This is a genomic window from Mesobacillus sp. (assembly GCF_057785455.1).
Map to the genome: position 1 here is coordinate 302,983 of NZ_JBYNSB010000061.1, position 26,446 is coordinate 329,428.

The following is a 26,446-nucleotide window of genomic DNA, read 5'->3' on the forward strand; positions in this document are numbered from 1 at the left end:
GCTACTGGACAGGCAATGATTCAATTTCTGCCTGAATTTGGCTGGCAATAGCATCGACCTTTGAAAAATCCATCGCACCAATATAGATTTTTTCCAGCTGATCGCGAAGCACCTTTGCATTAGCAAGCGACGCGATTGCCTCATTCATCTTATTTTTATATCTGCTGCCGACATCCTTGATTTCCTCGGCATACTTTTCATCTGTTCCAGGCTCGATGAGCTCCGTGTACATATCGATGATTTCATCTGTCGCCCGGTCAGGGAAGTACTCATGCGGAGCGGTGCTGTCAAAAATCGCGAAATCAAGTTCACGGACAATCACCATGTCAAGGCTGTGCGGATCAAAGCCACAATGGTAGACTTCGACTTCATAGCCGCGCGACTTCGCTTCGGCTGCCAGCTTTTTCAGCATGGTCGACTTTCCTGAACCAGGACGGCCTTTAATGAAATATCTCTTGCCAACTGTTTCAGTCAGGTTAGGGACAAAATCGACTGCGCCAACTGGTGTTGCCGCTCCGAGGAATCGGTCAATCACTTTCCCTTCACCCTCCAGCCTGCTGTCACCGAACAATTTTCCAATCAATTGGTTCGTGAATTCATTTGCTTTGGCAAAATCCATATTCTCGATATAGAATTTTTCCCACTCATCGTGAATCCTCAATGCCTCCGCGAACTGGCTGTATGCAGTATTAAAAGCAGTGCTGATTTCCTCAGACAGCTTCAGGATGGTTTCCCTATGCTCCTGCAGCTTGGCGGAATTCCATGCCTCTCCCAGGTTGATGTATTCCTCGACTGCCCCGGGCGCTTTTGGCTCAATGACATGCGGAGCAGTTCCATCAACGATGCCCACATTCAGCTTAGGTATGATCACTCCATCAATCGATTTATTATCTGACGAGCAGTGCAGGAATTCTATGTCATAGCCTTTTTCAACCCATTCATTACCGATTTTTTTCATCAAAGAAGATTTGCCTGTTCCAGGGCCGCCCTTCAAAATAAACAAACGAGACAATCCCTGCAGGTTCGAATCATACAAATTGTAAAATCCACGGGCTGTATTCCCGCCGGCAAAGTAATTCAGTATTTTCCCAGCCATATTTCGCACTCCCTCCAGCCGCTATAAAACCGGCTTGTTATAGCTTCCTCATTACTATATGCAGGGCGGTTGTGCTGGGTGAATGCCTAGTTGAATGAATATTTGGTAACCAATACTATTCCTCTCCCATTCTTTAAACCTCCCACTTAATCGTGAGTCAGTCCTTTGTGCAGCCACACAATTCCCATCACATTTTTGAACATCCTAAGAAATTATTTCCCGGGCAAGTGATGTTCTTCACAGGCCTACACACTGCTTTCACAAATCCTTCACAATAAACACAAAATTGTGTGCAGTACATCACACTACCGTTTTTTCCAAAAAGTTAGGATGTAATTGTAAATCAATCGAGGGGGGAAAAAAGTGAATAAACCTGTCATTCATTTCATCATCAGTGCTCTCATTGGCCTTGGCATTGGATATATTGCCTTTGATGTGATTCCGGCGAGCGGCAGCCAGGATCAAAAGGCCGCTGTCACGGAGCAATCCAAGCCAGAAGAAACAAAAGCTGAAAAAGCTGAGCCTGCAGATACGCAAGAAACTGCAGCAGCCGGAGAAGAAAATATCCTTCAATCCAAAGGCTGCCTGGGCTGCCATTCAGTCGAAGCATTAAACCTCAAAGGCGGCGCTACCGGCCCTGACCTTTCACAGGCGTACAAGAATGTCGAAGGCAAGCATGGCAAACCTGTTTCTGAATTCCTTAAAGCACCAACTTCTGCAGTCATGTCTGGTGTAATCGGCGGAAATCCGCTGTCTGAGGATGAAATAAATCAAGTTGTAGGCATATTGAAAGAAGCTTCAGAAAAATAAACAAGGTGGTGCAACGTTAATGAAAAAATGGGTTCCAGCAGCCTCTGGCCTTCTTGCCGGATTTATGGCGGCGACAGTGTTTTTCGCTGATTTTTCAACAGGGCCTAAAGGAGAAGCAAGCAATGACACTGCAAATACAAACAAGTCGAATGCCGAAAAAGTGTATGTCCCTTACGGTGAGCTTGATGATTACTATATGCTCTCATCTGGCGGCCACTCAGGACAGCTGTTCGTCTATGGACTTCCATCAATGAGGAAGATACGGACCGTTCCTGTTTTCTCGCCTGATCCGGCAACTGGCTACGGTTTTGACACCAAAACGAAAGAAATGCTCGGCAAGTATACATGGGGCGACTTCCACCACCCGGCCATTTCCGAAACAAATGCTGAATACGATGGCAAATTCGTCTTCGCGAACGATGTGGCCAATAACCGGATCGCCGCTGTCGACCTTAGCACATTCCACACCGCAGATATCATGGAAATGCCGAATATGGGCGGCCCTCACGCTGGTACGTTTGTAACACAGAATACGGAATACATCGTCATGCCAACACGATTCTCTGTCCCAATCGGAAAAGAATATGCGCCACTGGATGACTTTGAAAGCAAATATAAAGGCGTCGTTTCAATGGTGAAATTCGACCAGAAAAAGAAGGAACTTGACCTCGCATACCAAATCATGCTTCCGCCTTGGTCCTATGACCTATCGGATGCCGGCAAAAAAATGTCTGGCGACTGGATTGTCATGACAACATACAACACTGAATTCGCAACAACAAACAATGAAATCAATGCTTCCCAGAACGACCGCGACTATATCGTCATGCTGAACTGGAAAGAGCTTGAGAAGAAAATTGCAGATGGTGAGTACGAGGAAGTGAACGGCGCGAAGATGATTGACCCGCGCAAGCATAAGGGTTCCATCTACGCCGTTCCTGTCGCGAAGTCTCCGCACGGTGTTGATGTGACTCCGGACGGGACTCGTTTCATCGCATCAGGCAAACTAGCGCCACTAATGACTGTTTTCTCATTCGAGAAAGCCTTTGAACTGATCAAGAATAATGAATTTGAAGGTGAAAAATACGGCATCCCTGTTCTGCCTTATGACAAGGTTGTAGAGCGTGAAGTTGACCCGCCTGGTGCCCTTGGGCCGCTTCATACCCAATTCGATGACAAAGGAAATGCTTACAACACAATGTTCATTTCTTCTGAAATCGTCAAGTGGAAAATTGCTACCGGTGAGGTTCTCGACAGAACGCCTGTCCACTATTCACCAGGACACTCTACAGCTGCTGAAGGGGACACTGCTACTCCGGATGGCAAATGGATTGTTTCATTGAACAAAATCGCAAAGGATAACTTCCTGTCAGTCGGGCCTTCACATCCTGAATCCATGGAATTGATTGATATTTCCGGCGATAAGATGGAGGTCATCTACACAAGTCCGGTTGACCCAGAACCGCACTATGCGCAGACAATCCACCGCGACAAGATCAAAACGATCCCGATTTACGCGAAGGATGAAAAGCGCGAGAACTCAGTCTGGAAACAGGAAGACACCCGTATTGAACGTAAAGGCAATGAAGTCCATGTTTACGGTATTGCGATGAGATCCAAATTCGTGTTTGACGCCAAAGCGAAACGCCCGGATGAAATCAAAGTCAACCAGGGCGACAAGGTATTCATCCACCTGACGAATATTGACCTTGACCAGGATATCACGCATGGTTTCGGCATCATGGACCATGACTTAAACTATGAAGTCCAGCCAGGCCAAACTAGCACAATCGAGTTTACTGCAGAGAAAGCTGGTACATTCCCGATTTACTGTACAAACTTCTGTTCAGCATTGCACCAGGAAATGAGCGGCTATCTGCTGGTTGAACCGAAATAATCCTGCACTCTGAAAATAGGAAAAGGGTATTGCTTTTAGCCGATACCCTTTCTCACTTTTTAAAAATAGGCAGTAGTTCCTTTCCGTTTTAATAGGAGCTGCCGCTTCCTAATAGGAGATGATCAAGATGGCAAAAAAGATATCTGTCGCTTCGATGGCCAGCCTGCTTGGAGCTGCAGCTTTGCTATTTGCCTCTATCAAATTCCCTTGGTGGGGTATGAAGTTCTTTGCCCCTCAATACCCAGAGGGCCTCGATATCGTTGTATATCCAAGCAAGCTTGCTGGAAATATTGATATCGTCAATGGGCTGAACCATTATATTGGCATGGCGCCCTTCAGCAATGAAAGCTTTCCGGAGCTGAAATATTTGCCCGGTCTGATCATTGCTGTCGCCTTACTGTTCATCATCGTTGCGCTAGTAAGGAGAAAAGGGCTGCTTTACATTCCAGCCGGCCTTTTGGCAGTTGGCGGCGCACTTGGAATTTATGATATGAAGCGCTGGCTGACCAAATTTGGCACTGAACTGGATCCGAAGGCACCAATTGAGCTTGATCCGTTTGTCCCGCCGATTCTTGGAGAGAATATCCTCGCCAACTTTGTCACGCACAGCTATTTTACGACTGGTTCATTCCTGCTTGCCGCAGCCTTCTTGCTGACTGTTCTGCCGTTGTGGCTGGAGAGAAAGCGATGAACAGGCTATTGATTTTATTTGTTGGGATAGGCGTCTGGATCTTATCCACCCTGCCTGTCTCGGCAGATGTATCCCTGCAGCAGCTGATTGATGAAACTCCAATTAACGGCGAACTACAGCTTGAAGGAAAGCAATATGACGGCAATATCGAAATAACGAAGCCGATTACAATCATCGGCAAAAAAGGAACAGTCCTCCGGGGCGATGGCAACGGAAATGTCGTATTGGTCAAAGCATCAAATGTAACATTGAAAAACTTAACGATCGAACATGGCAGCCTGAACAGGAGCTCCGATGAGGAATATTCGGGGATCCGCACGAAGGGTGACCATAACCAGTTTATTAAACTAGTTATCCACGATGTTTACCATGGACTTTATATTAATAGTTCAAAACACAATCTAGTCAAAGATGTCAAAGTCACCGGCCAGGGAACTGGAAAACTTGGCAGCCAGGGCAATGGCATCCAGCTTGTCCGCACCTCCAATAATGTCATTGAAGACTGCACCATCGCGAACACCCGCGACGGAATTTATGTAGAGTATGCGGATGAGAACGAAATACGCAACAATCTGGTAAGCGAGACCCGCTATGGGCTGCACTATATGTATTCAAATAATAATTTCTTTTACAAAAACCGTTTTAACAAAAATACGGGCGGTGCCGCGATCATGCACTCCCAGGGAATCACACTGAAAGAAAACCAGTTTTCCTTTAATCAAGGGTCCCGCTCCTTCGGCCTGATCATCCAGACGAGCAGCAGCAACACCGTATTGGATAATGAATTCTACCTGAACCAGCGCGGAATCTACCTTGAGCAATCAACGCAGAACCGGATTGAAGGAAACAAGTTTTTCCACAATGAAATCGGCATCGAGCTGTGGACTACCTCGACATCACAGGTGTTCACCAGAAATCAATTTAAGCAGAATGTCGCAAATGTGCTGACAATCGGCGCAGAATCCTATAACCAATGGAATCAGAACGGGATTGGAAACTACTGGGGAACAGATCTTGCTGTGCTTGATCTGGACCAAAACCAGATCGGTGACTCTCCTGTTGAATATAAATCATCACTATATAAGCTGGTCGAAGAAAATGAACTGGCCTACCTGTTTTTAAAGAGCCCTGCAATTAAAATCTATGAAAAAATCAATGAAGTCCTGAGCACCCAGAAGGTCATGGTCGTGGATGAATTCCCGCTGATCAAGGAAAACCAATCGTCCAGCAGCAGCCCATTGTTCATCATGATTGCTGTTCCGGTGGTTTTGATCCTGGGCTGGGTTCTATTCAAGAGAAGGAGTCGTTTATCATGAACTACATTTGGAAGGAATGGCTTGAACAGTCACGCGGGAAAGGCCTCTGGCTTGGGCTTGCGATGGTCATCCTAACATCCCTGTTTCTTCTGGCGGAAGCACGTTCTTTTCCAGATGAACTGGGATTCGATGCCTTTCTTCTCTCGCTTTACGATATGAATATTTACCTTGTACCGATCTTTGCGCTGTTCATCTCTTCTTTTTCAATCTTCCAGGAAAAAGAACTGAAAACATCGATGATCCTGCTGACGAAAAAGGAATCGAACCGCAGCCTGATGCTGAAAAAGAGCATTGCAATCCAATCAGTCGTTATCGGGGCCTTCGTTAGCTGGTATTTTGTGCTTGCGATTGCAATGAAATGGTTCCTGCATTTTCAGCTCGGCAGCTTCCTTTATTTCGTGGCAACCGTTGTCGTCTTGCTGCTTATTTTTAACCAGCTCGGCCTGTTCCTTGGCAATATCGCCAATACAAAGATGCAGCTGATCGGCGCAGCGATTTTTACCTGGTTCCTGTTCGTTTTCCTGATTGACCTGGCCTTCATCCAATACATTCCATCTGTTTCCTATGAAAATGTCGAACTGTTTTCCTGGCTTTATTTCCTGGATCCGCTGCACACGATGCGCTTTTACCTGGAAACCTCCCTCGGCTTGTTCTCGCTGAACAATATGTCGAGGCTGATGGAAAAAATGATCTGGATGGCCCCTTGGAAATTCCTTGTGATTGACCTGGCCTTCTGGATGATCCTGTTCTTCGAGCTTTCCATCCTGTTCCGCAGCAAGGGGGAAAAATCATGATTGAAATCAAAGGTTTATCTCAATCTTATAAAAACAAACAAGTGCTGAAGGATATCAATCTCACCATCGAAAAAAATGAATATTGCGCTCTGGTCGGCCGGAATGGCGCCGGGAAATCAACACTGATTCGCTCGATTCTTGGCCTTCAGCCAGTAAAAAAGGGAGCGATCACTCTCGGAGGGTTTTCTAATAAAAAAGGAGACTGGAAAAAAATCGTTTCCTACCTTCCGGAGAAGTTTCACCTCTACCCTCATCTTACAGGCGAAGAAAATATGCGTTTCTTTGCATCGCTTGGGTCGAGTGAGGTAGACGAGAAGAAGATCGAGGAAAAATTAAAGCTTGTGTCACTCTGGGAGGACCGCCACAACCAGGTAAAGGGTTATTCTAAAGGCATGCTCCAGCGCCTCGGCCTTTGCGTCATGCTTTACTACGACACTGACATCCTGATTCTCGATGAACCTACGAGCGGCCTTGACCCGCTTGGACGTGAGGAAATCCTCCAGATCCTCAAGTCCCTGACTGGGAAAACAATCTTCATGGCCTCCCACCACATGGATGAGATCAAACAGATCTGTACGCATGTCGCATTTTTAGAAAACGGCCAGATGACCAAGTACACGGTCGCTGAATTCCTGGAAGAACATTTAAAAGGAGCGGGTTTGAAATGAAAAGATTGATCGCAGGCATTATGCTGCTGATGCTGCTGATAACCGGCTGCAGCTCAGGCTCTGATTATGAATTCACGCTGAAACAGGCACCCAAATACAAGGCTGGCGAAAGCTATCCGGTTGTCATTGAGATTTTAAAGGATGGAAAGCCAGCTGAAGGACTCGAATTCACCGCATATCTTGAGATGGCCAAAATGGACCATGGTTCGATCGAGCTATCTTTTGAGGATAAAGGCAATGGAATCTATGAAGCTGACGCCGAACTGCCGATGGCAGGTGAATGGCTTGCCAATATCGAAGGCGAATCCGGCTTCGAACATGTCCTGACATTCGAAGTGGAAAAGGATTGATGCAATCATGAAAAAGATGATTATTGCCATGCTGCTGACCGGCCTTTTTCTTAACGGCTGCCAGCAGGATGAAAAACAGCCAGTCCAGGAAAACAAGTCGGCAGCGGCAGAACAGGAATCTCCTGCTGAGACTGCTGACGATGGTTTTACTGCAGATGATAAAGTTGTCACAATCGATGGCAAGGTGCTGTCCTATGAGGACCTGCAATTCTGCCAGCTGATGAACAAGGTTGATATTGAACTGAACCGCCAGCAGGATGAACAGGCCCTTAAGGGTGATGACCTCACAGATAAGCTTGCCTATTGGGATGAACAGCTGAAATACCACGATAATTTCAATGTCAATCTATCAAAAATGATTGAGCAGCACTCGATGTACCTGCTCGCAAGGGAAAAGGGATTGAAAGCGGAAGGAAATGAAGTTGCAGAGGCGGTCAGGGAGTTCACAGCCAAGGTCGGGAAAAATAAAGCCGCTGAAACGCTAGTGGCGGGTTTTCCCGAAGATGCATATAACAATCGCCTGAACAGTTTTTTCACGGAAAAATTGCTCACACAGCAAATCTATGAAATCCTGAAGGCTGATGTCGCCAAGGAAAAACCGAACGCCTCTGAAAAAGAACTAGCCTATGATACTTCTAAAAGTTATGAGGAACTATACCAGTCTCAAATAGCCAGCCTGGACATTAAAATCAATGCGGCTGACCGGCAATAGATTTGAAGGAAAGCTATAAATGTGTTTTCTGATTCATGTTACTTACCTGTAGAATCTATCTGTTCAGATAGGGTTGAATAGGAAAGTAAATCCGCTGCCAAGAGATTATGATATTACGCGAAAAACCACAACCCCCGGGGCTGTGGTTTTCTCATTTCGCCAATTGAGCAAGCTTGCCATTTGCCGCTCCCAGAAGATCTTTCGGCACCAGCTCGACCTGGAACCCGATCTTACCGGCGCTGACAATGATGGAATCCAGAGCCTCGGCGCTTGAATCCAAAAACGTTGGGTAGTTCTTTTTCATGCCGACAGGTGAGCAGCCGCCACGGATATAGCCAGTGAACTTTTGGATATCCTTTACCGGCAGCATCTCGATATTTTTTTCGCCAGCTTCCCTTGCCGCCTTTTTCAAATCAAGCTCGGATTCAACCGGAATGACAAAAACATAGAGATTTTTGCTCGCGCCCACGGCAACAAGTGTCTTGTACACCTGTGCAGGGTCCTTGCCAATCTTACCGGCAACAGCGACTCCGTCTATTTTTCCATCATTTGAATCATAGGTATGGATTTCGTAAGGGATTTTTTGTGTATCGAGAATTCTCATTGCATTCGTTTTAACCTTGGCCATCCTGCTTCCTCCTAAACTGAAGGTACTTAGGATAATTTTACCTTAAATTTGCTGATGTGTTCAATCCTTCCCGATCCCAAGAGTCTCAGAATCCGAAGCAGGGATCACAGGCTTCCTGCCAATGGAAAGATAGGTGATGCCAGCTTTTTCAGCCTCCTCGCGGCTGAAGCAATTCCTGCCGTCAAAAACAATCGGTTCCCGCATGTACAAATGGAAGTTCTTCAGTTCATAGTCTGTGATTTGCGGCCATTCTGTCATGATGAACACGACATCGGCACCTTTGATGGCACCATCGATATCTGCTGCATAATAGAGCCTGGTGCCGAAGATTTCTTCTGTGTTTTTCATAGCTGCTGGATCATAGACCGATACATCCGCACCGTCTTCTAGAAGCTGTGCTATCAGCCCAATTGCCGCTGCTTCCCTGATATCATCCGTATGCGGCTTGAAGGCCAGGCCCAGAACTGCAGCGCGCTTTCCCTGCAAGGAACCCAGGAGCTCCTTAGCCCTCACAAGCAGCTGCTGTTTTTGGCTGCTGTTTACCTCCATTGCTGCCTTCAAAATCTTGAAATCATACTGTGAAGCCTCGGACAGCTTCTCGAGCGCTTTTGTATCCTTGGGAAAACAGGAACCGCCGTAACCGATTCCGGCCTTCAGGAACTGGCTGCCAATGCGCTGGTCCATGCCCATTCCCCTGGCGACATCTTCAATATTGGCGCCGGTTAGTTCACACAAATTGGCGATTTCATTGATAAAACTGATTTTTGTCGCCAGAAATGCGTTCGATGCATACTTGATGAGCTCCGCACTGCGGGAATCCGTCTGCAGGACTGGTACACCAAAAGGGTCATAAATACTCGCAACCCTGCCGCCTGCCTCGCAGTCATCCGCACCGATGACGATGCGGTCCGCATGGAAGGTATCGAGGATGCCCGACCCCTCGCGAAGAAACTCCGGATTCGAGACGACATCCACCTTCAATCCAGGCTGGAGCCGTTTTCTTAATATCCCGGCAACCCTTTCATTTGTCCCAACCGGTACAGTGCTTTTAATGACGATGACCGCATCCTGGTTTAAACAGGTGCCTGCGTCCGCTGCCGCCGTTTCGAGATAATCGAGATTGGCCGATCCATCTGCGCCTTCAGGTGTCCCAACAGCCATGAAGATCACCTCGGCATTTTGGTACGCTGTTTTGACGTCTGTGGTAAAAGAAACTCTCCCTGCCTCCAGATTTTTCTGCAGCAGCTCCTCAAGCCCCGGCTCATAAATCGGGCACTTGCCTGCTGCAAGTCCCTTAATTTTTTCTTCATCCTTATCTAAACAAGTGACATTGTATCCAACTTCCGCAAAGCAAACCCCGGTGACAAGGCCAACATACCCCGCACCCACAATTGTGATTTCCATATCGTCCTCCTGATTATCCTGAGGAATCATTTTATCTATCCATTCTATCATGACCGGCCCATATCCCTCTTTGTTCCGCTCAATTTGGAAAAAACTTGTCTATCAAAGATATTCGCTGGGTAAAGGAAACAAGCATGATTTTTGAGGAATAGGAAAAATTAGTTAGTATGAACAATTTTAAGGAGGATTTCCGATGAACGATAATACTTCAAGGCTGCCGCGCTTTCCTGAACCATACTGGCGCACATCTGTCGAGCTCCCTTCATTCCCTAAGCTGCAGGAGGACCTGAAGGTGGATGTAGCTATAGTTGGCGCCGGTATCACCGGTTTGACCTCTGCCTATCAGCTCGCAAAAGCAGGCGCCAAGGTAGCGGTGATTGAGGCCGGCAGCATTTTAAATGGAACAACTGGCCATACAACTGCAAAGGTAACCGCCCAGCATGGCATGATTTATGATGAGCTGATCAGCCATTTTGGCGAAGACAAAGCCCGCCTTTATTATCAGGCAAACTATGATGCGATGCAGTTCGTGAAAAACCTCGTGAAGGACCAGCAGGTCGACTGTGACTTCAAAGAGGAGGATGCCTATCTTTATACGAATTCCGATAAGGAAATGGAAAAATTGCTTAAAGAATTCAAAGCCTATGAAAAGCTTGGCGTATTCGGCAGCGAGTATGTCTCCAGCGTGCCGATCCCTGTCGAAGCGATGGCCGCGGTCGTCATGCGCAACCAGGTCCAATTCCATCCGTTGAAGTTCTTGAAGCATCTCGTTGAGCGTTTTACCGAAATGGGCGGCCAGATTTTCGAAAATACCACCGCTGTCGATATGGAGGAAGGCTCCGAACCAGTCGTGACTGTCCGGGACGGGCATAAGGTCCGCTGCAGCCAAATGATTATCAGCTCACACTTCCCGTTTTATGACTTAAAAGGCTTTTATTTTTCACGGATGCAGGTCAACCGGTCCTATGTGCTCGCAGTCAAGACGGAAAAAGAGTTTCCGGGCGGCATGTATATCAATGCCGAAACGCCAACCCGTTCGCTGCGCTACACAGATTACAATGGTGAGCGTCTCGTGCTGTTTGGGGGCGACAGCCATATTACCGGCCAGGAAGAGAATACCCACCAGTATTACGAAGCACTCGAGGCTTTTGCATCACAGACGTTCGGAATCAAAGAAATCCCATACCGCTGGTCAGCACAGGATCCGACCACACTGGATAAAATCCCGTTTGTGGGCAAGTACTCCTCGAGCACTGAAAATATTTTTGTGGCAACAGGCTATCGCAAATGGGGCATGACAAACGGCATCAATGCCGGTATTCTCATGTCAGACCTTGTCCTGAAAAAGGATAACCCGTACACGGATGTATTTTCACCGCAAAGATTCCATGCTGAGCCTGATATAGCGACCTTCGTCACCGATAATGTCACTGTCGCAAAGGAACTAATCAAGGGCAAGCTCGAAAAGCCATCAACAGAACCTGAAAGCCTCGGCAACGATGAAGGCGCTGCAATTACGGTGAACGGCAAACGGGTCGGTGCCTATCGCGATGAAAGCGGCCAGCTGCATGTCGTCGATACTACCTGTACCCATATGGGCTGCGAGCTGAAATGGAATAATGGCGATCGCACATGGGACTGCCCGTGCCACGGCTCACGCTTCTCTTATAAAGGTGATGTCACTGATGGTCCTGCTGAGCTGCCGCTGGCAAAAATAGACCTTGAATAGAATAAAGCCGCCATTCAGGTATGAGTGGCGGCTTTCGTTTTGTCCAACGGGGAATATATTGATTCAAATGGGGGAAATTGCGAACAAAAGGGAATACATCCTCTTCAACGAGGAATACATTGATTTCAATTTGGATTATCCCCAATCGTCAGCCCTTGCCCTCCGGTAAAAGCGTCTTATGAATCCAGATGCTGGCCTGCATCCCGTCTCCCATTGCAATGGTGACTTGCTCAGAGTGCGCAACGACATCACCTGCGGCCCAGACATGCTCCACATTGGTCATTTTTGTCCGCGGATCTACCAGCACATGTTTGTTTTTATGCAGTTCAACCCCAAGCTGCTGTGCCAGCTGGGACTTCACCTCGTTGCCTCCAAAGGCGATGAAGCCCCGCTCTGCCGTCAGCTCTTCTCCATTTGACAGCACTACTCCTTTAAAGTCAGGTCCATCCGCTAACACTCTTTCAATCGGCCCTTTAGCATATTTAATGCCTTTTCCCTTTAACTCAGCCATTTTTTCGTCGTCAACTTCTGTATCTTCATGGTTTACATAGGTAATTTTATTGGAAAAATAACTTAGCGTCAGGGCCATGTTCGCGCCGACATTCCCTGCACCCATCACGATCGTTGTTTTATCCTTCACTTCAAACCCATCGCAATCCGGACAGACATATACACTGATACCAAGAGTCGGCATCAATTCCGGAAATGGCGGGATCCTGTCCATTATCCCGGTTGCCAGCAGCAATCTCCTAGTCTTGTAAGTTTGGCCGCTGTCTGCCTCGATTTCAAAACCATCGGCCGTTTTCCTGGCATTTGCGGCCTTGCCAATCACAAATTCAACACCATATCTCTCCGCCTGTTTGCGGCCTGTTTCCCTTAATTCAGCACCGCTGATCCCATCCGGGTATCCAAGAATATTGTGATAGCTATGGCAGATGGCTGACCGGCCATCTCCTGAATCCAGCACCATGGTTTTATGATTATACCGGCCCAGCTGGATTGCAGCCTGAAGCCCTGCAATCCCGCCGCCGACAATTAGGCAATCGTACATATAGTCACACCGTCCTTCGAAAAAAGAAATATAATAGCATATTTCCCTTATTACTGTTTTGTAATCCGAAATATTATGTGTTTTGGGTATTCAGTACAATTGCGGTGGCTTGTTCTGTATTTCCTGCACCGAATTCACAAACAAAACTAATATAATTCATTACGTATAAATACTACTTTTGCACTATTAAATTCGTTATAATGTAATTGAGGTGGATAATTATGACAAATGGCGTTATAAGGAAACCAAAGTTCCTGCTTTTTATGTTTTTAGCCTCTCTGATTCTGCTGGCCAACTATACACTTTACCGAACCTCGATGTTCGGCCCAGTCCCTGATGGTGCTGTCCTCGGTTCATTGCTGGACTTGCTCATCATCTTGCCTCTGTTGACGTACTTCATGATCATCCGCAAACGATACTCACTTAAGTATATGGGCATTGTCATCCTGGCAGGTTTCGCTGCGGCCTACTTCATTGTCCCAAAGCAGCATTTAGCAGAGTACTCCTTCCTTCCCTATTTGCTGATAGTGTCGGAAGGCGCCTTCCTGCTGCTCGAGCTTTATATCGCCTATACAATCCTTATCAGGCTGCCTAAGCTTTTAACGGAATACAGAAGCTTAAGCAGGCAAAGTTCCTACTTTCTGTTCAATGTTAAAACAGCGATTGAAAAGCATTTGCCAGGCAATAAGCCAGCGTTGGTTTTCGCGACGGAGTTTTCATTGTTCCATTACGCTCTTTTTTCATGGAAAAAGAAAGTCCACATTGAGCATGGGCAGGCTTTTACCTATCATCATAAAACAAGCTCGGTGGCAGTAAATCTTATGCTGATCCACGCTGTTGCGATTGAATCGATCGGGCTCCACTATTTCCTGCATGGCTGGAATGAAGTCGTGGCGTATGTATTGCTGTTCCTCAACGTTTACGGAATCTTGTACTTCATTGCTGAAATCCAGGCAACCCGCCTGAGCCCTTATTTGCTGACAGAAGACCATTTGCTCCTGCAGACAGGCTTTTCAAAGAGCATGCACCTTCCGTTAAGCCAGATTAAAGAGATTAAGTATTATGACGGACCGGAAAAATTCAGCAGCAAGGAGCTAAAAGACCTCTATGATGCCCGTGCTGCTGATTTCATGCCGGAAAAACCGACCTTTGAAATCCTTCTTCATGAGCCACAGGAGCTGCAGTTAATGTATGGATTGAAACGGAAGGTATCACGGATTGTCCTGAATGTTGACGAACCTGCGCGATTTTATGAGGAAGTAAAGGCAGCATTAGTTGACCAAGAATAAATGGGAAAAAACTTAGCATCAGTTTAGTATCGTCGCAAAATGAATTAGCACGCCGATTAGCAGTCCAATTCACATATGAATTGAACTGTTGCTTTTATTTTTAAGGCTGTTTTCGCAAAAGATTGTTGCTTTCACCATTTTTGAATTAAGATCCTGTTGCTCTTCGTTCCAGGCGCGCAGACTCCTTCGGGATGAAGCGGGACAGGTGAGACCCCGGTAGAAATGGCCCAAGAAGAAGGGCCATTTTACCCCGCAGGAGCAAAGCGACGAGGAGGCTCACCGCACTCCCCAAGAAGAATTTGCCCTTGAAAAAGCCGGCAGTTGGGCTTTTTCATAATTCTTCAGAGGAAAGCGAAGCGCCTGGAACGGAAATCAACAGCCTTTTATTGCAAAGCCTTCTTTAAAAACCATTTAAAAGGAGATTTAAAAAGCATATAGAATAGCAACAAAGTATTAAAATAAAGCCACCTTTAAAGAGCACGGTTTTGATTCTATTAAAGATGAATAATTGTCAGTGCTCTAACTCATTTCACAATGCGAATAATAACCGATTGTTTGGCAACTCTAAAATTGAAGTAAATTTAAGGAGTGAAAAACATGAAGGTTATTAAAAATTTATCATTCGTCTTGTTAACAATCGCTTTAAGCACGGGCTGTGCGATGAACAATGGAGCCAGAGATGATGTGAGCGATAACAACAATGTGAAGACACAAAATTATGATGATAACACTTCCAGAGGCGCAAGAATTCTTAATGATAACCTTGATAACAATGACAATAATGATGTGCAAATGCGAGTTCACGATGACGTTAAAAACAAGATTGAGGATCTAAATGAAGTAAAAAGAGCACATGTGATTGTTACAGACAGCACAGCTTATGTTGCGGTTGTTTTAAACGATGACCAAACAGGCAATGTTAGAAAAGACCTTGAGGATAAAATTTCTGATAAGGTTAAATCCACTGATAAAAGCATTGATAATGTCTATGTTTCAAGCAACCCTGATTTTGTTGACCGCATGAGCGATTACGGTAATAAAATCCAAAATGGAGAGCCGATTCGTGGCTTGTACGATGAATTTAGCGAAATGGTACAAAGAGTATTTCCAACAGCGAGATAAAAATATTTAAATTCATTGGCAAATTGGTGCCGGGTGTTAAACGGCCGCTTATCTTAAAAAAAATGCTTGGAGCATGCTCCAAGCATTTTTCGTTGAGTTCAAATTACTATCGTGAAAAGCTATATTAATTTTTTAACTTCAAAAAACGACCTTTATCTGGCCAGAACCATTATGCATTATATTCTTTCACGATTTGTTCAAATGAAAGCTCAGCTGTGCTTGCGTATACAAGGTCAGCGTTCTCAAAGCTTTCCCTCGGTCCTACTGCGACAGCGTACATGCCAGCAGCTTTGATTGCCTGGACGCCTGCTGCCGCATCTTCAACGCCGATGCATGCTTCCGGCTCTACTCCAAGCATCTCTGCCGCACGAAGGAATACCTCCGGATGAGGCTTGCCGTTCGCTACTGTCTTCGCATCCACAATGATATCGAACTCCTCTTTCATGCCAAGCGACTCCATGACCGTGAACGCATTTTTGCTTGCGGACGCGAGGCCAAGCTTCAGCCCGTTTGCCTTAATAGCATTAATCAATTCCTTGATTGCAGGCAGCAGATCCTCTGGAGTGATGTTCTGGATCAAGGTTAAATAATGGTCATTCTTCTTATCTGCAAGGGCATCCTTTTCTTCTGCGGAAAAATCATTCTCCCTGCCGCCAATCGCAAGGATTTTTTCAAGAGAATCCATGCGGGATACACCCTTAAGCTCCTCGTTGTCCTCACGCGTAAAGGTAATGCCCAAATCCTCTGCAAGTGCCTTCCACGCTAAAAAGTGGTATTCAGCTGTATCGGTAATGACACCATCAAGATCAAAAATGAAGGCTTTAAGCGGTCTTGTCATCGTTTAACCCCTTTTCATTAGAAAGACCTTCGGGTACCCGAAGATCTTCTTGATATTATTTTCATGTCTCTGCTAAACATGTCTGTTGATTTTCGTTCCAGGCGCTTCGCTTTCCTCTGAAGAATTATGAAAAAGCCCAACTGCCGGCTTTTTCAAGGGCAAATTCTTCTTGGGGCGTGCGGTGAGCCTCCTCGTCGCTTTGCTCCTGCGGGGTAAAATGGCCCTTCTTCTTGGGCCATTTCTACCGGGGTCTCATCTGTCCAGCTGCGCCCGCAGGACTTTGAATTGGCTTCTTCGAAGTTGCCCACGCACGATGGAAATGCGGTAGCATTTTCGGAGGAGTCTTCGCGCCTTCCACTACAATCAACAGTGTTTAAAATCTCAACATAGACTATAACAGAGTATTTATTTTAATTTTACAGAAAGCTCGCCATCTTCAGGGATCGTAACGCTCTCACCATATAGGTTCATAGCAAGCTCTGGTCCCTGCTGGGAAAGAACGACGTTTTCCTGGTTTACTTCGACCTTGATGTAGTGGCCGCGGTAAATGATGTTGAAGCTGTATTGGTTCCAGGCCTGCGGAATGAATGGCGCAAACGACAATGTGCCCTCTGCTGTGCGCATGCCGGCAAAGCCCTGGACGATTCCGAGCCATGCACCAGTCATGCTCGTGATGTGCAGGCCGTCTTCTGTATCGTTGTTATAGTTATCAAGGTCAAGGCGCGCCGTGCGGTTGTACATTTCGTATGCCTTCTCCTCCATGCCAAGCTCTGCTGCAAGTACAGCGTGGATACTTGGAGACAAGGAAGACTCATGGACCGTCATTGGCTCATAGAATTCGAAGTTGCGACGTTTCTCTTCTTGTGTGAACTCATGGTTGAAGAAGTATAAGCCCTGCAGCACATCCGCCTGCTTGATGAAGCAGCTGCGAAGGATTTTATCCCATGACCAGTTCTGGTTGATCGGGCGGTCTTCCGCTGCCAGCTCATCGACTGTCTTCAGATCTTTATCAAGGAATGTATCGTGCTGAACGAATACTTCTCTTTCTTCATCGTACGGGAAGTACATTCTGTCGATGATGTCCTGCCACTTCGCAAGCTCTTCATCAGAGAATTCAAGGCCCGCAAGACGGTCTTCATGGCCGTTTTGCTTCAAGAAATCAATCACTTCCAGCGTATAGCGGAGCGTCCATACAGCAATACGGTTTGTGTACCAGTTGTTGTTCACATTGTTTTCGTACTCGTTAGGACCTGTCACACCGTGAATCATATAGACGTTCTTTGCCTTGCTGAAATGCACTCGGTCTGCCCAGAAGCGGGAAATCCCGGCAAGCACATCGATTCCATATTCATGCAGATAATTCTTATCTCCAGTGTAGTTCACATAGTTATAGATCGCATAGGCAATTGCGCCGTTACGGTGGATTTCTTCAAACGTGATTTCCCACTCATTGTGGCACTCGACGCCTGTAAAAGTAACCATTGGATACAGTGCACCCTTCAGTCCCTGCTGCTTCGCATTGTGGTAGGCACCATCCAGCTGGTTGTGGCGGTAGATCAGCAGGTTGCGGGCAACCTCTGATTCAGCAGTTGAAAGGTATAGCGGAATGGCGTAAGCCTCTGTATCCCAGTAAGTAGCGCCGCCGTATTTTTCACCTGTAAATCCTTTTGGACCGATATTGAGACGAGAATCTTCGCCATAATAAGTCGAGAATAACTGGAATAGGTTGAAACGGATTCCCTGCTGTGCAGAGTCGTCGCCAGATATTTCAACATCGGCGATTTCCCAGCGGCTCAGCCAGCCATTTCTGTGCTCATCAAGAAGCTGTTCAAACCCTTTTTCAACAGAGCGTGCAAGGACTTCCTGCCCCTTCGCAATAAGCTCTTCTGCCTCATAATCCCGGTCAGTTGTCACTGCGACATATTTGTAAAGGGTTACAGTTTTACCCTGATCTGCCTTCACTTCAATCACATTTTCCACATATTCTTCTTTTTCATTTACAGATACACTTACAGTCTCACCTTCGACAATCGTTTGCATAGTTGTGCCTACCTGGAAGGTTGGCGTACCGAATGGGTTGTCCTTCGTCTTCATGACAAGGCTGCCTTTTTGTTCTGCAGCATCCCTGCTCACTTCATACCAGAAGTCCTCATCATAATTGGAGTCCTCATTGCGTACGTCGCCATCCAGATAAGGAACAAAGGTAACGTTTCCATTATAGTTTTTGGCAGTCACTGAATAACGGATCGCAGCAAGCTCTTGTTCAGCAACCGATAGGAATCTGACCGCTTCCACTTCTGTTTCCTTGCCGTTTTGGATGACAGTGAATTTCCTTGTCAAGACACCATGCTGCATATCAAGCTCGCGGTAGTATTCCTTCACATCTGCTTTATGAAGATCAAGCTCTTCGCCATCAACAAACACTTTTATGCCAATAAAATTTGTAGAGTTGATTACCTTTCCAAAATAATGCGGGTAGCCGTTCTTCCACCAGCCAACACGAGTCTTGTCCGGGAACCATACACCCGCTATATATGAGCCGCGGTGGAAATCTCCAGAATAGGTTTCTTCAAAGTTTCCACGCATGCCCATATGGCCGTTTCCAAGGCTCATGATGCTTTCAGCAAGACGGAAATCTTCTTTATGCAGTTCAGTTTCGATGATTTTCCAGCTATCGATTCCAAATAATCTTTTCATCGCATTTATCACCCTTTAAAAAGTTGTACAAACGTTTGCACTATTATATCATGAATTTCCGTAAAATTGATAAATCCAAAGATGATATTTTTGTGTCATCCTGAACTTATCATTATTCTACTATTGCATTCCAGGAGAATAGTCCTGTTCTCCAGCTTCCAAGTTTTTTTACCAGAATAAGCACTATTTTTATGGTAAAAATGTTATATTTTTTCAGAATTCTTATATAATCTAAAAGAACTATAAAGAAAGGAGGAAAAACATTGAGCATCAGATTTTTTAAGATTGCGGCAGTTTATTTTGTTATTGCTATTATTCTAGGTATTATTATGGGGATCACGCATAATTTCTCACTGTCCTCAGTGCATGCCCACTTAAACCTGCTTGGCTGGGTATCGATGGCCCTGTTCGGAACCATCTATCATTTATTTCCGGCAGCAGGCAGCAGCAAACTGGCGAAGATCCACTTCTGGCTGCATAATCTCGGCGTGCCGGTGATGCAGGGCGGGATTTCATTAGTCATGCTCACAAATAACGGCGGATTCACGGTTCTGGCAGTTGTCGGATCGCTGGTCGTTGTACTCGGCGGCATTTTGTTTGCTGTTAATGTGTTCAAGCATGTGAAAGCTTAAATTAAGCCAAAAAAATTCGCCTGGATATCCCAGGCGAACCAGACTGTAGACAAACTCGATGGAAATCGAGCTTGTCTACAGTTTTTTTGGTTTGTGCTGGAATGGGGCTGTTGATTTCCGTTCCAGGCGCTTCGCTTTCCGCGGGGCCGGCGCTGAGCCTCCTCGTCGCCGCTGGCGCCTGCGGGGTCTCACCTGTCCGTCTGATCCCGCAGGAGTCTACGCGCCTTCCACTCCAATCAACAGGATTCTTCAACTTAGTGTGGAACTAACCATAAGTCTCTTTTAAAATAGATACATATAACGCTTGAGGTGATGAAGATGCTTTCGAAAAACAATCCAATCCAACGAGACCAAATAGAGATGGTCGCTTTAGACCAGCTGGTTCCTCAGGACCATTTAGTCCGTAAGATGGAAGCAGCCCTTGATTTTTCTTTCATCTATGAACTGGTGAAGGATGTGTATTCCGAAGTAGGTCGCCCAAGCATTGACCCTGTAATTCTTATTAAGCTAAGTTTCATTCAATATACCTTTGGCATCCGTTCCATGCGCCAGACTATTGCCGAAGTAGAAACCAACATGGCCTACCGCTGGTTTTTGGGGTATGGATTCCATGATAAAGTTCCCCATTTCTCCACCTTCGGGAAGAATTACGAACGCCGTTTTAAAGACACCGATTTGTTTGAACAGATTTTCTATCGAATTCTTAAGACCGCAGCGGATAAGAAACTTATTAGTGCTGAACATGTCTTTATTGATTCAACCCATGTAAAAGCAAGTGCGAATAAGCATAAATTCGAGAAGAAAGTGGTGCGAAAGGAAACACGGGCGTATCAAGAGAAACTCCAGGAAGAGATCAATCAGGATCGAGAAGATCACGGGAAAAAACCTTTTCCTCCCGATAAGTTCGAGAAGGAGGAAACGAAGGAAATCAAGGAAAGCACAACCGATCCTGAGAGTGGATACTACGTCAAAGATGAACGGACAAAACAGTTTGCCTATTCCTTTCATGCGGCATCAGACCGTAATGGATTTGTCCTAGGGACAATTGTGACACCTGGCAATACGCATGACAGCCTGATCCTTGAGCCACTGGTAGAACAAGTGATAGAGAAAGTTGGAAAGCCTAATGCCGTCGCGGCCGACGCAGCCTATAAAACTCCAGCTATTACGAAGTTTCTAATGGAAAACGAAATGGTCCCGGCTTTGCCATATACCCGACCACGAACGAAGGACGGATTCTTCCGTAAATATGAATATGTATATGACGAATTCTACGACTGTTACTTGTGTCCTGCGGGTGAGGTCCTGAAGTATTCGACCACAACGAAAGAGGGATATCGTGAATATAAATCCCCTAAACAAATCTGTGTCACTTGCCCGTTTTTAGCGCAATGCACAGAAAGCAAAGACCACCAAAAGGTGGTAACACGCCATATCTGGCAAGAGTATGTGGAAGAGGCAGATCACTTAAGGCACAAACCAGAAGTAAAACAAATCTATGCGAAGCGCAAGGAAACCATTGAGCGTGTATTCGCAGATGCAAAAGAAAAGCATGGCATGCGTTGGACAACCCTGAGGGGACTTAAAAAATTGTCGATGCAGGCGATGCTTACTTTCGCTGCCTTGAATTTGAAGAAGATGGCCAACTGGACATGGAGAAGTCCAGAAATGGCCTAAAAGTATAGCAAAGGGAGTCTGTTTCCTTTGAAAAATCCGATAAAATCCAAAAAGGGGTTCGGAATGAGACCATTCCGAACCCCTTTTGTCTACAAACTGATTCGCCTGGATATCCCAGGCGAACTTTTTTATGTTTTGGATAGAGTGCTCTAAGCCAATTCCGTCTGCTTCGTTTCAGTGCCCCAAAGCCAGACGGCGACTGCACCGATAAGAATCGATACGCAGAAAATCGTAAAGATGGCAGTAATGGAAAGGCCTTGGGCGGATAGGTAAGGCACCATCAAAGGCCCAAGGATTCCGCCAATCCGGCCGAACGATGCAGCCATACCGGCACCTGAGCCGCGAATCGTTGTTGGATATTGTTCTGGTGTGTAGGCATAAAGCGCCCCCCATGCCCCCAGATTAAAGAAGGACAACAGGACTCCTGCCGTAATCAGCAATGCCAGCGTGTCCGCAGTGCCGAAGAAATACGCGCTGAGTGCTGTTCCAATGAGATAGACAATCAGGACAAATTTCCGGCCCGCTTTTTCAATAAGCCACGCGGCGGTAAAATAACCCGGCAGCTGCGCCAGCGTCATGATCAGCACATACTGGAAGCTCTTGATCAGCGTGAAACCCTTCATGACCATGACACTCGGCAGCCAGAGGAACATGCCGTAATAGGAAAATACGACGCTGAACCAAAGAATCCAGAGCATCGCCGTTTTCTTTACATGTTCCCTCGACCAGACTTCGGCAATGCTTTCCTTGACAGTCAGCCGCTCCTTCTTCTTGACCGCAAGGAAGCGCGGCGAATCCGGCAGGTTGACACGTAGATACAAAGCATAAAGTGCTGGCAGCGCACTCAAAATCAAGGCCATTTGCCAGCCGTACTTTGGAATGACGAAATAGGAGATCAATGCCGCAATCAGCCAGCCCCCTGCCCAGAAGCTCTCCAGAAGGACGACCACACGCCCGCGCTTTTCAGCAGGCACACTTTCTGAAACAAGCGTCGAGGCCACGGGCAGCTCCCCTCCGAGCCCCATCCCAATGAAGAAACGCATCAGCAAAAAGAACCACAGGGTCGTAGCCATCGCGGAAACCCCGCTTCCGACCGAGAATAGCAACAATGTAATGATAAAGACATTCTTCCGGCCAATCCTGTCAGCAAGCAAACCGAAAATCAGCGCACCGGCAGCCATGCCGATTGAATTCACGCTGCCAATCCAGCCCATTTCCTGGACAGACAGATCCCAGTCCACCTTCAATGCTGCGATGATGAAGGAAAGAATCCCAACATCCATCGCATCGAACATCCAGCCCAGACCTGAAATCCCCAGCAGCTTTTTCTTTGAAATTTCCTGAGTTTTTTTCATATAATCCTCCTGCTACAATTCAACGATACAAGTAGTTTCCCTAAATTTGATAATTTTAACATTAACTTGCTTGAACTACTTTATAGTAACACTTGTCTTTACAGGAGTCATGATATATTTTTTTGGAGTTGAAGATGCTGAGGGCTGGAAATTTTCCTCGATAATTTCCAATTCGTCGATAAGTTGGTGAATTTCGTCGATATATTCTTTTTTTCGTCGATATCGGTGGCGTTTTCGTCGATATATTTGTTTTTCCGTCGATATCTGGGGCATTTTCGTCGATATAATTTTCACGCACCTGATTCTGGACGATTTACGCTGTCTCTATTTGATAATTTGACCTCTACGGTGCAATTTCGCTGATCCTTTGGTACCTGAATATTAGTTTTTGCAAAAAACAAGGCTGCTTCCGCAAATTTTTTTGTGATTTTGCTAATATCCAACCATTATTCACTAATATATTTCAGATAACGCCAAAATCCTCTCCGTTTCAGCCCGTAACATCTCACAACCCATGCTGCTCCATAAAAAACCCCCTGCATATGTGCAAGGGATCGAAAATATCAACTTATCCTATCCAAAATAACGGTCACCTTGAACAAATCGCCATCGACTTCGATGTCGAGTGAGCCTTCGTGCAAATCCACGATCGATTTGGCGATTGCCAAACCGAGGCCGGAGCCATCAGTATGGCGGGACTGGTCACCACGTTTGAAGCGCTCGAACAATTCATCCAAATCCTCGCCGAGTTCATATTTGGTCACATTTTTAAACGTCAGCACAACCTGGTCGAGCTCTGCTTTTACCGAAATATAGACTCTAGTATTCTCAAGTGAGTACTTGAGGATGTTTCCGATCAGGTTATCAAACACTCGCCACAGTTTCTGGCCATCGACGAATGCATATACAGGGTGGTCCGGCTGTGTCAGGCGCAGCTGGAGCGATGATTGGCTCAGCGCTTCATTGTGCTCGGCCAATGCCTGCTGCAGGAGCTGGATGATGTCGACCTTATCCTTCTTAAGTTCGATGTTGCCGCTTGCCATCTTGGTCGCCTCGAATAAATCATCGATCAAGACCTTAAGGCGCTTTGATTTCCGGTCAAGGATTTCGATATAGGAATCACGGTCTTCTGGCGCCAGATCCGGTGTCTTCAACAGTTCTGTATAAGTGATGATCGATGTCAGCGGTGTCCTGAGATCATGGCTGACATTGGTGATCAGTTCGGTCTTCAGCCGCTCGCTTTTCACCTGTTCCCTGTGTGAGACCTTCACAGCGTTCCGCAATGTATTGATGTTTGCTGCATGTTTGGCGAAAACCGATTTTCCTTTTACAGCAAGGTCTGTGCCCATATTACCGGCTGCAAGCTCTTCGGTATTCAGCATGATCCTGTTAAATTGGCCAGCCTTTTTCATGATGATGATAAGAAGCGGCAGCCCAATGAAAATGAAAGCAAGGCCAAAAATGACAATGAAACCTGGTTCAACCAAAACAGCGGCTGCAATCATGCCAAGCCCAAATACAAATGCGAGCAGCACGATCAGCTGAATACCGATACTCCTGATCAGGAAGGCATCCAGTATCGCCTGATATGCTTTAAAAACAAGGCTTTTCTTAAAATCATCCCTAAGCTGCTGTTCATCATTACGGTAATCAGCGATTGATTTCAGCTGCATCAAGCCAAAGCCGAGCAATGCTGCTCCAAATGCCAGGCTGAAAATCAGCTCTATCAGCGAAGAGAATACGTCAGAATGATAATAGACAAACTGCTCACTGACCAAGGTCATTGACAGCAATAGGAAACCGCCCGTTGCCAGCAGGATGCCTGCTCTTATATCCAGTGGAACTTTGGCGTATAACGGCCTGAAATTTTCAAATGAGCCAAACACAACGGCTGGTTTACGCCTCGCAATCACATACGCAGCAATCAGCGCGCCCATACTGGCAATCATAAAGCCGATGAAAAGCACCTGGCGCTTCTGGAAATACCGGTAGTCCTGGATGGCCTGAAGGTTTGCCGGAGCAGCTTTAGATAGCCCAATCTTTCCTGTAAAATTACGATCCTGATTCATAAGAATTGTATCTGCGACCTCATTGTAAGACACGAGCCCCTCATAGTTTCCTGTGTAGCCATTAAAATCCTGGATCTCACTGTAATCCTGAACATAGTACATTTCTTTACTGTTCAAGTAGTCCGAAACAGAATCTCCATCTTTAATATTCAGGTTGGTGAAAACCTTTCCCGTATCATCGTTCTTCAAGTAATATTTATATGCACGCTCGTAATTCCGGAATTGCTGTCGATACTGCTCCAGCTCCTGGTAAAATTCATCAATGCGCTTTTCTTTTTCCTTCACAACTTTGGCGCGTACATGTTCATCATTGTTGAAGTTTTCGGTTATATCGGCAATTTTCGAATCCCTTTCCTTCGTAAGGGCTGTTTCAACCGCTTTATTACCGCTGTCCTTTGCATCCTGGATTTGCTGATCATACTGCATGCCGATATTGGAAATCTGGTCGCCAAGATTCCCATATCGCGTCCGATGCTCTTCTATTTCTGCATCTGAAACAGTAATTTGCTTTTTCATTTCTTCTTTAGTCATGCTATTAAGTTCAAAGACTTGCAGCAAACTGACAAAACGATTCATCTGGGAGCTGTATTCTTCTGATTCGAAGTAATCACCCTGTAAAAACTGGCTGCCATTCGTCAAGGCTGAGAACAGTCCGCTAAGTCCGAATGCTGCCAGAAGCAGCCAGATGACGATTCCATACTTACTTTTCGATTTTATACCCAATGCCCCACACCACCTTCAAAAATCTCGGATTCTTCGGATCGATTTCTATTTTTTCACGGATTTTCCGGATATGGACGGCTACAGTATTTTCGGCATTGTAGCTCGGTTCCTTCCAGACGCGTTCATAGATATCGTTGATGGAAAACACTCTGCCGGCATTCGTCATCAGCAGCTCGAAGATCTTGTACTCAATTGGCGTCAGCTTCACGGGCTCGCCGTGGGCAGTGACCTCTTTTGATGATTGATCGAGTGTCAGCCCATTCAGATCGAGCAGCTTCGTCTTCCCTTCATATGTACCAAGCGTCACATATCGTCTGAGCTGCGATTTTACCCTGGCAATCAGTTCAAGCGGATTGAACGGCTTCGTCACATAATCATCCGCTCCGACCTGCAGCCCAAGGATTTTGTCCGTATCTTCACTCTTGGCGCTCAGGATAATGATCGGGATGTTTTTATCCTCCCGAATCCGGAACGTTGTCGTAATCCCATCCTGGCGTGGCATCATCACATCCAGTATGATGAGATGGACCGGCTGCTCATTCAGCTTTTCGATTGCTTCAATCCCGTCTGCCGCCTTGATGACCGTGATTCCTTCATTCTTCAAATAAATTTCGATCGCGTCGCGTATTTCTTTTTCATCGTCGACCACTAGCACATTGTATTGCTCCACTCCAATACCCCCCTTTCAGACAAAGACATGCTTTGATAGTGATTATTCTAGACAGTGAACCTTAACATTCACCGAGGATAAATCTTAAGATTTTCTTAATAATGGAAAAAGTGGTGTGTAGCACTATTATATATTTTTCTATGGACTGTGCGAAAAAGTATTTTAGACAAGCAGTAACGCAAAAAGACCCACCTCGGCAGGGTGCGTCTTTTTCTTGTTTCTGAAAAA

Annotated in this window: 22 protein-coding genes; 13 read left to right on the plus strand and 9 right to left on the minus strand. The window is 46.0% G+C overall.

The genetic code is table 11. The features are described from left to right. Position 1: 1 nt before the first annotated feature. Positions 2–1,096, minus strand: a complete 1,095-nt coding sequence (locus AC3EBE_RS23685) for a PRK06851 family protein (RefSeq protein ID WP_488597486.1) — start codon at positions 1,094–1,096, stop codon at positions 2–4. 363 nt (positions 1,097–1,459) lie between these two features. Between AC3EBE_RS23685 and AC3EBE_RS23690 the strand changes: the two genes are divergently transcribed. From AC3EBE_RS23690 to AC3EBE_RS23725, 8 genes are all read left to right on the plus strand, one after another. Further along, positions 1,460–1,906: a c-type cytochrome gene (locus tag AC3EBE_RS23690; protein ID WP_488597487.1), complete on the plus strand. Its 447-nt coding sequence runs from the start codon at positions 1,460–1,462 to the stop codon at positions 1,904–1,906. A gap of 19 nt (positions 1,907–1,925) precedes the next feature. After that, positions 1,926–3,803 (plus strand): Sec-dependent nitrous-oxide reductase, encoded by a 1,878-nt coding sequence (gene nosZ, locus AC3EBE_RS23695; protein ID WP_488597488.1) that lies wholly within the window; start codon positions 1,926–1,928, stop codon positions 3,801–3,803. Between the two features lie 127 nt (positions 3,804–3,930). Then, positions 3,931–4,494: a hypothetical protein gene (locus tag AC3EBE_RS23700; RefSeq protein WP_488597489.1), complete on the plus strand. Its 564-nt coding sequence runs from the start codon at positions 3,931–3,933 to the stop codon at positions 4,492–4,494. After that, the gene (nosD, locus tag AC3EBE_RS23705) at positions 4,491–5,810 is read left to right on the plus strand and encodes a nitrous oxide reductase family maturation protein NosD (RefSeq protein ID WP_488597490.1); all 1,320 of its coding nucleotides are present in this window, start codon (positions 4,491–4,493) and stop codon (positions 5,808–5,810) included. The genes AC3EBE_RS23700 and nosD overlap by 4 nt, the downstream gene beginning before the upstream one ends. Next, positions 5,807–6,604 (plus strand): ABC transporter permease, encoded by a 798-nt coding sequence (locus tag AC3EBE_RS23710; RefSeq protein WP_488597491.1) that lies wholly within the window; start codon positions 5,807–5,809, stop codon positions 6,602–6,604. The genes nosD and AC3EBE_RS23710 overlap by 4 nt, the downstream gene beginning before the upstream one ends. After that, positions 6,601–7,272 carry an ABC transporter ATP-binding protein gene (locus AC3EBE_RS23715; RefSeq protein WP_488597492.1) on the plus strand — a complete coding sequence of 224 codons (672 nt, stop codon included), beginning with the start codon at positions 6,601–6,603 and terminating at the stop codon, positions 7,270–7,272. The genes AC3EBE_RS23710 and AC3EBE_RS23715 overlap by 4 nt, the downstream gene beginning before the upstream one ends. Then, a complete protein-coding gene (locus AC3EBE_RS23720) occupies positions 7,269–7,622 on the plus strand; it encodes a FixH family protein (protein WP_488597493.1) in 354 nt (117 codons plus the stop codon). The genes AC3EBE_RS23715 and AC3EBE_RS23720 overlap by 4 nt, the downstream gene beginning before the upstream one ends. A 7-nt stretch (positions 7,623–7,629) precedes the next feature. Further along, a complete protein-coding gene (locus tag AC3EBE_RS23725; protein ID WP_488597494.1) occupies positions 7,630–8,334 on the plus strand; it encodes a hypothetical protein in 705 nt (234 codons plus the stop codon). A 151-nt stretch (positions 8,335–8,485) separates the two neighbouring features. On the opposite strand, the gene ybaK is transcribed toward AC3EBE_RS23725, so the two are convergent. Next, positions 8,486–8,962, minus strand: a complete 477-nt coding sequence (ybaK, locus tag AC3EBE_RS23730) for a Cys-tRNA(Pro) deacylase (RefSeq protein WP_488597495.1) — start codon at positions 8,960–8,962, stop codon at positions 8,486–8,488. 60 nt (positions 8,963–9,022) lie between these two features. Beyond that, entirely contained in the window at positions 9,023–10,366 is a 1,344-nt protein-coding gene (locus AC3EBE_RS23735) for a UDP-glucose dehydrogenase family protein (RefSeq protein WP_488597496.1), read from the minus strand. Positions 10,367–10,559: 193 nt separating this feature from the next. Between AC3EBE_RS23735 and AC3EBE_RS23740 the strand changes: the two genes are divergently transcribed. Further along, entirely contained in the window at positions 10,560–12,095 is a 1,536-nt protein-coding gene (locus AC3EBE_RS23740) for an FAD-dependent oxidoreductase (protein WP_488597497.1), read from the plus strand. Between the two features lie 148 nt (positions 12,096–12,243). Here AC3EBE_RS23740 and AC3EBE_RS23745 read toward each other — a convergent pair whose 3' ends face one another. After that, on the minus strand, positions 12,244–13,146 hold the full coding sequence (locus AC3EBE_RS23745; protein ID WP_488597498.1) for an NAD(P)/FAD-dependent oxidoreductase: 903 nt from the start codon (positions 13,144–13,146) through the stop codon (positions 12,244–12,246). 221 nt (positions 13,147–13,367) lie between these two features. Here AC3EBE_RS23745 and AC3EBE_RS23750 point away from each other — a divergent pair, with 221 nt between their 5' ends. Together AC3EBE_RS23750 and AC3EBE_RS23755 are read left to right on the plus strand one after the other, a co-directional pair. Then, the gene (locus AC3EBE_RS23750; RefSeq protein ID WP_488597499.1) at positions 13,368–14,435 is read left to right on the plus strand and encodes a hypothetical protein; all 1,068 of its coding nucleotides are present in this window, start codon (positions 13,368–13,370) and stop codon (positions 14,433–14,435) included. 597 nt (positions 14,436–15,032) lie between these two features. Next, on the plus strand, positions 15,033–15,557 hold the full coding sequence (locus tag AC3EBE_RS23755) for a YhcN/YlaJ family sporulation lipoprotein (RefSeq protein ID WP_488597500.1): 525 nt from the start codon (positions 15,033–15,035) through the stop codon (positions 15,555–15,557). A gap of 169 nt (positions 15,558–15,726) precedes the next feature. Here AC3EBE_RS23755 and pgmB read toward each other — a convergent pair whose 3' ends face one another. Together pgmB and AC3EBE_RS23765 are read right to left on the minus strand one after the other, a co-directional pair. Next, positions 15,727–16,395, minus strand: a complete 669-nt coding sequence (gene pgmB / locus AC3EBE_RS23760) for a beta-phosphoglucomutase (RefSeq protein ID WP_488597501.1) — start codon at positions 16,393–16,395, stop codon at positions 15,727–15,729. A gap of 405 nt (positions 16,396–16,800) precedes the next feature. After that, positions 16,801–19,092 carry a glycoside hydrolase family 65 protein gene (locus AC3EBE_RS23765; protein ID WP_488597502.1) on the minus strand — a complete coding sequence of 764 codons (2,292 nt, stop codon included), beginning with the start codon at positions 19,090–19,092 and terminating at the stop codon, positions 16,801–16,803. 263 nt (positions 19,093–19,355) lie between these two features. On the opposite strand from AC3EBE_RS23765, the gene AC3EBE_RS23770 reads away from it, so the two are divergent. Next, positions 19,356–19,724, plus strand: a complete 369-nt coding sequence (locus tag AC3EBE_RS23770) for a cytochrome-c oxidase (protein WP_488597503.1) — start codon at positions 19,356–19,358, stop codon at positions 19,722–19,724. A gap of 318 nt (positions 19,725–20,042) precedes the next feature. Beyond that, complete coding sequence (locus AC3EBE_RS23775; RefSeq protein WP_488597504.1) at positions 20,043–21,401, plus strand: IS1182 family transposase; 1,359 nt, start codon at positions 20,043–20,045, stop codon at positions 21,399–21,401. Between the two features lie 149 nt (positions 21,402–21,550). On the opposite strand, the gene AC3EBE_RS23780 is transcribed toward AC3EBE_RS23775, so the two are convergent. From AC3EBE_RS23780 to AC3EBE_RS23790, 3 genes are all read right to left on the minus strand, one after another. Then, positions 21,551–22,756 (minus strand): MFS transporter, encoded by a 1,206-nt coding sequence (locus tag AC3EBE_RS23780; protein ID WP_488597505.1) that lies wholly within the window; start codon positions 22,754–22,756, stop codon positions 21,551–21,553. Positions 22,757–23,319: 563 nt separating this feature from the next. After that, positions 23,320–25,548 carry a histidine kinase dimerization/phospho-acceptor domain-containing protein gene (locus tag AC3EBE_RS23785; protein WP_488597506.1) on the minus strand — a complete coding sequence of 743 codons (2,229 nt, stop codon included), beginning with the start codon at positions 25,546–25,548 and terminating at the stop codon, positions 23,320–23,322. After that, the gene (locus AC3EBE_RS23790; protein WP_488597507.1) at positions 25,526–26,218 is read right to left on the minus strand and encodes a response regulator transcription factor; all 693 of its coding nucleotides are present in this window, start codon (positions 26,216–26,218) and stop codon (positions 25,526–25,528) included. The genes AC3EBE_RS23785 and AC3EBE_RS23790 overlap by 23 nt, the downstream gene beginning before the upstream one ends. Positions 26,219–26,446 lie beyond the last annotated feature (228 nt).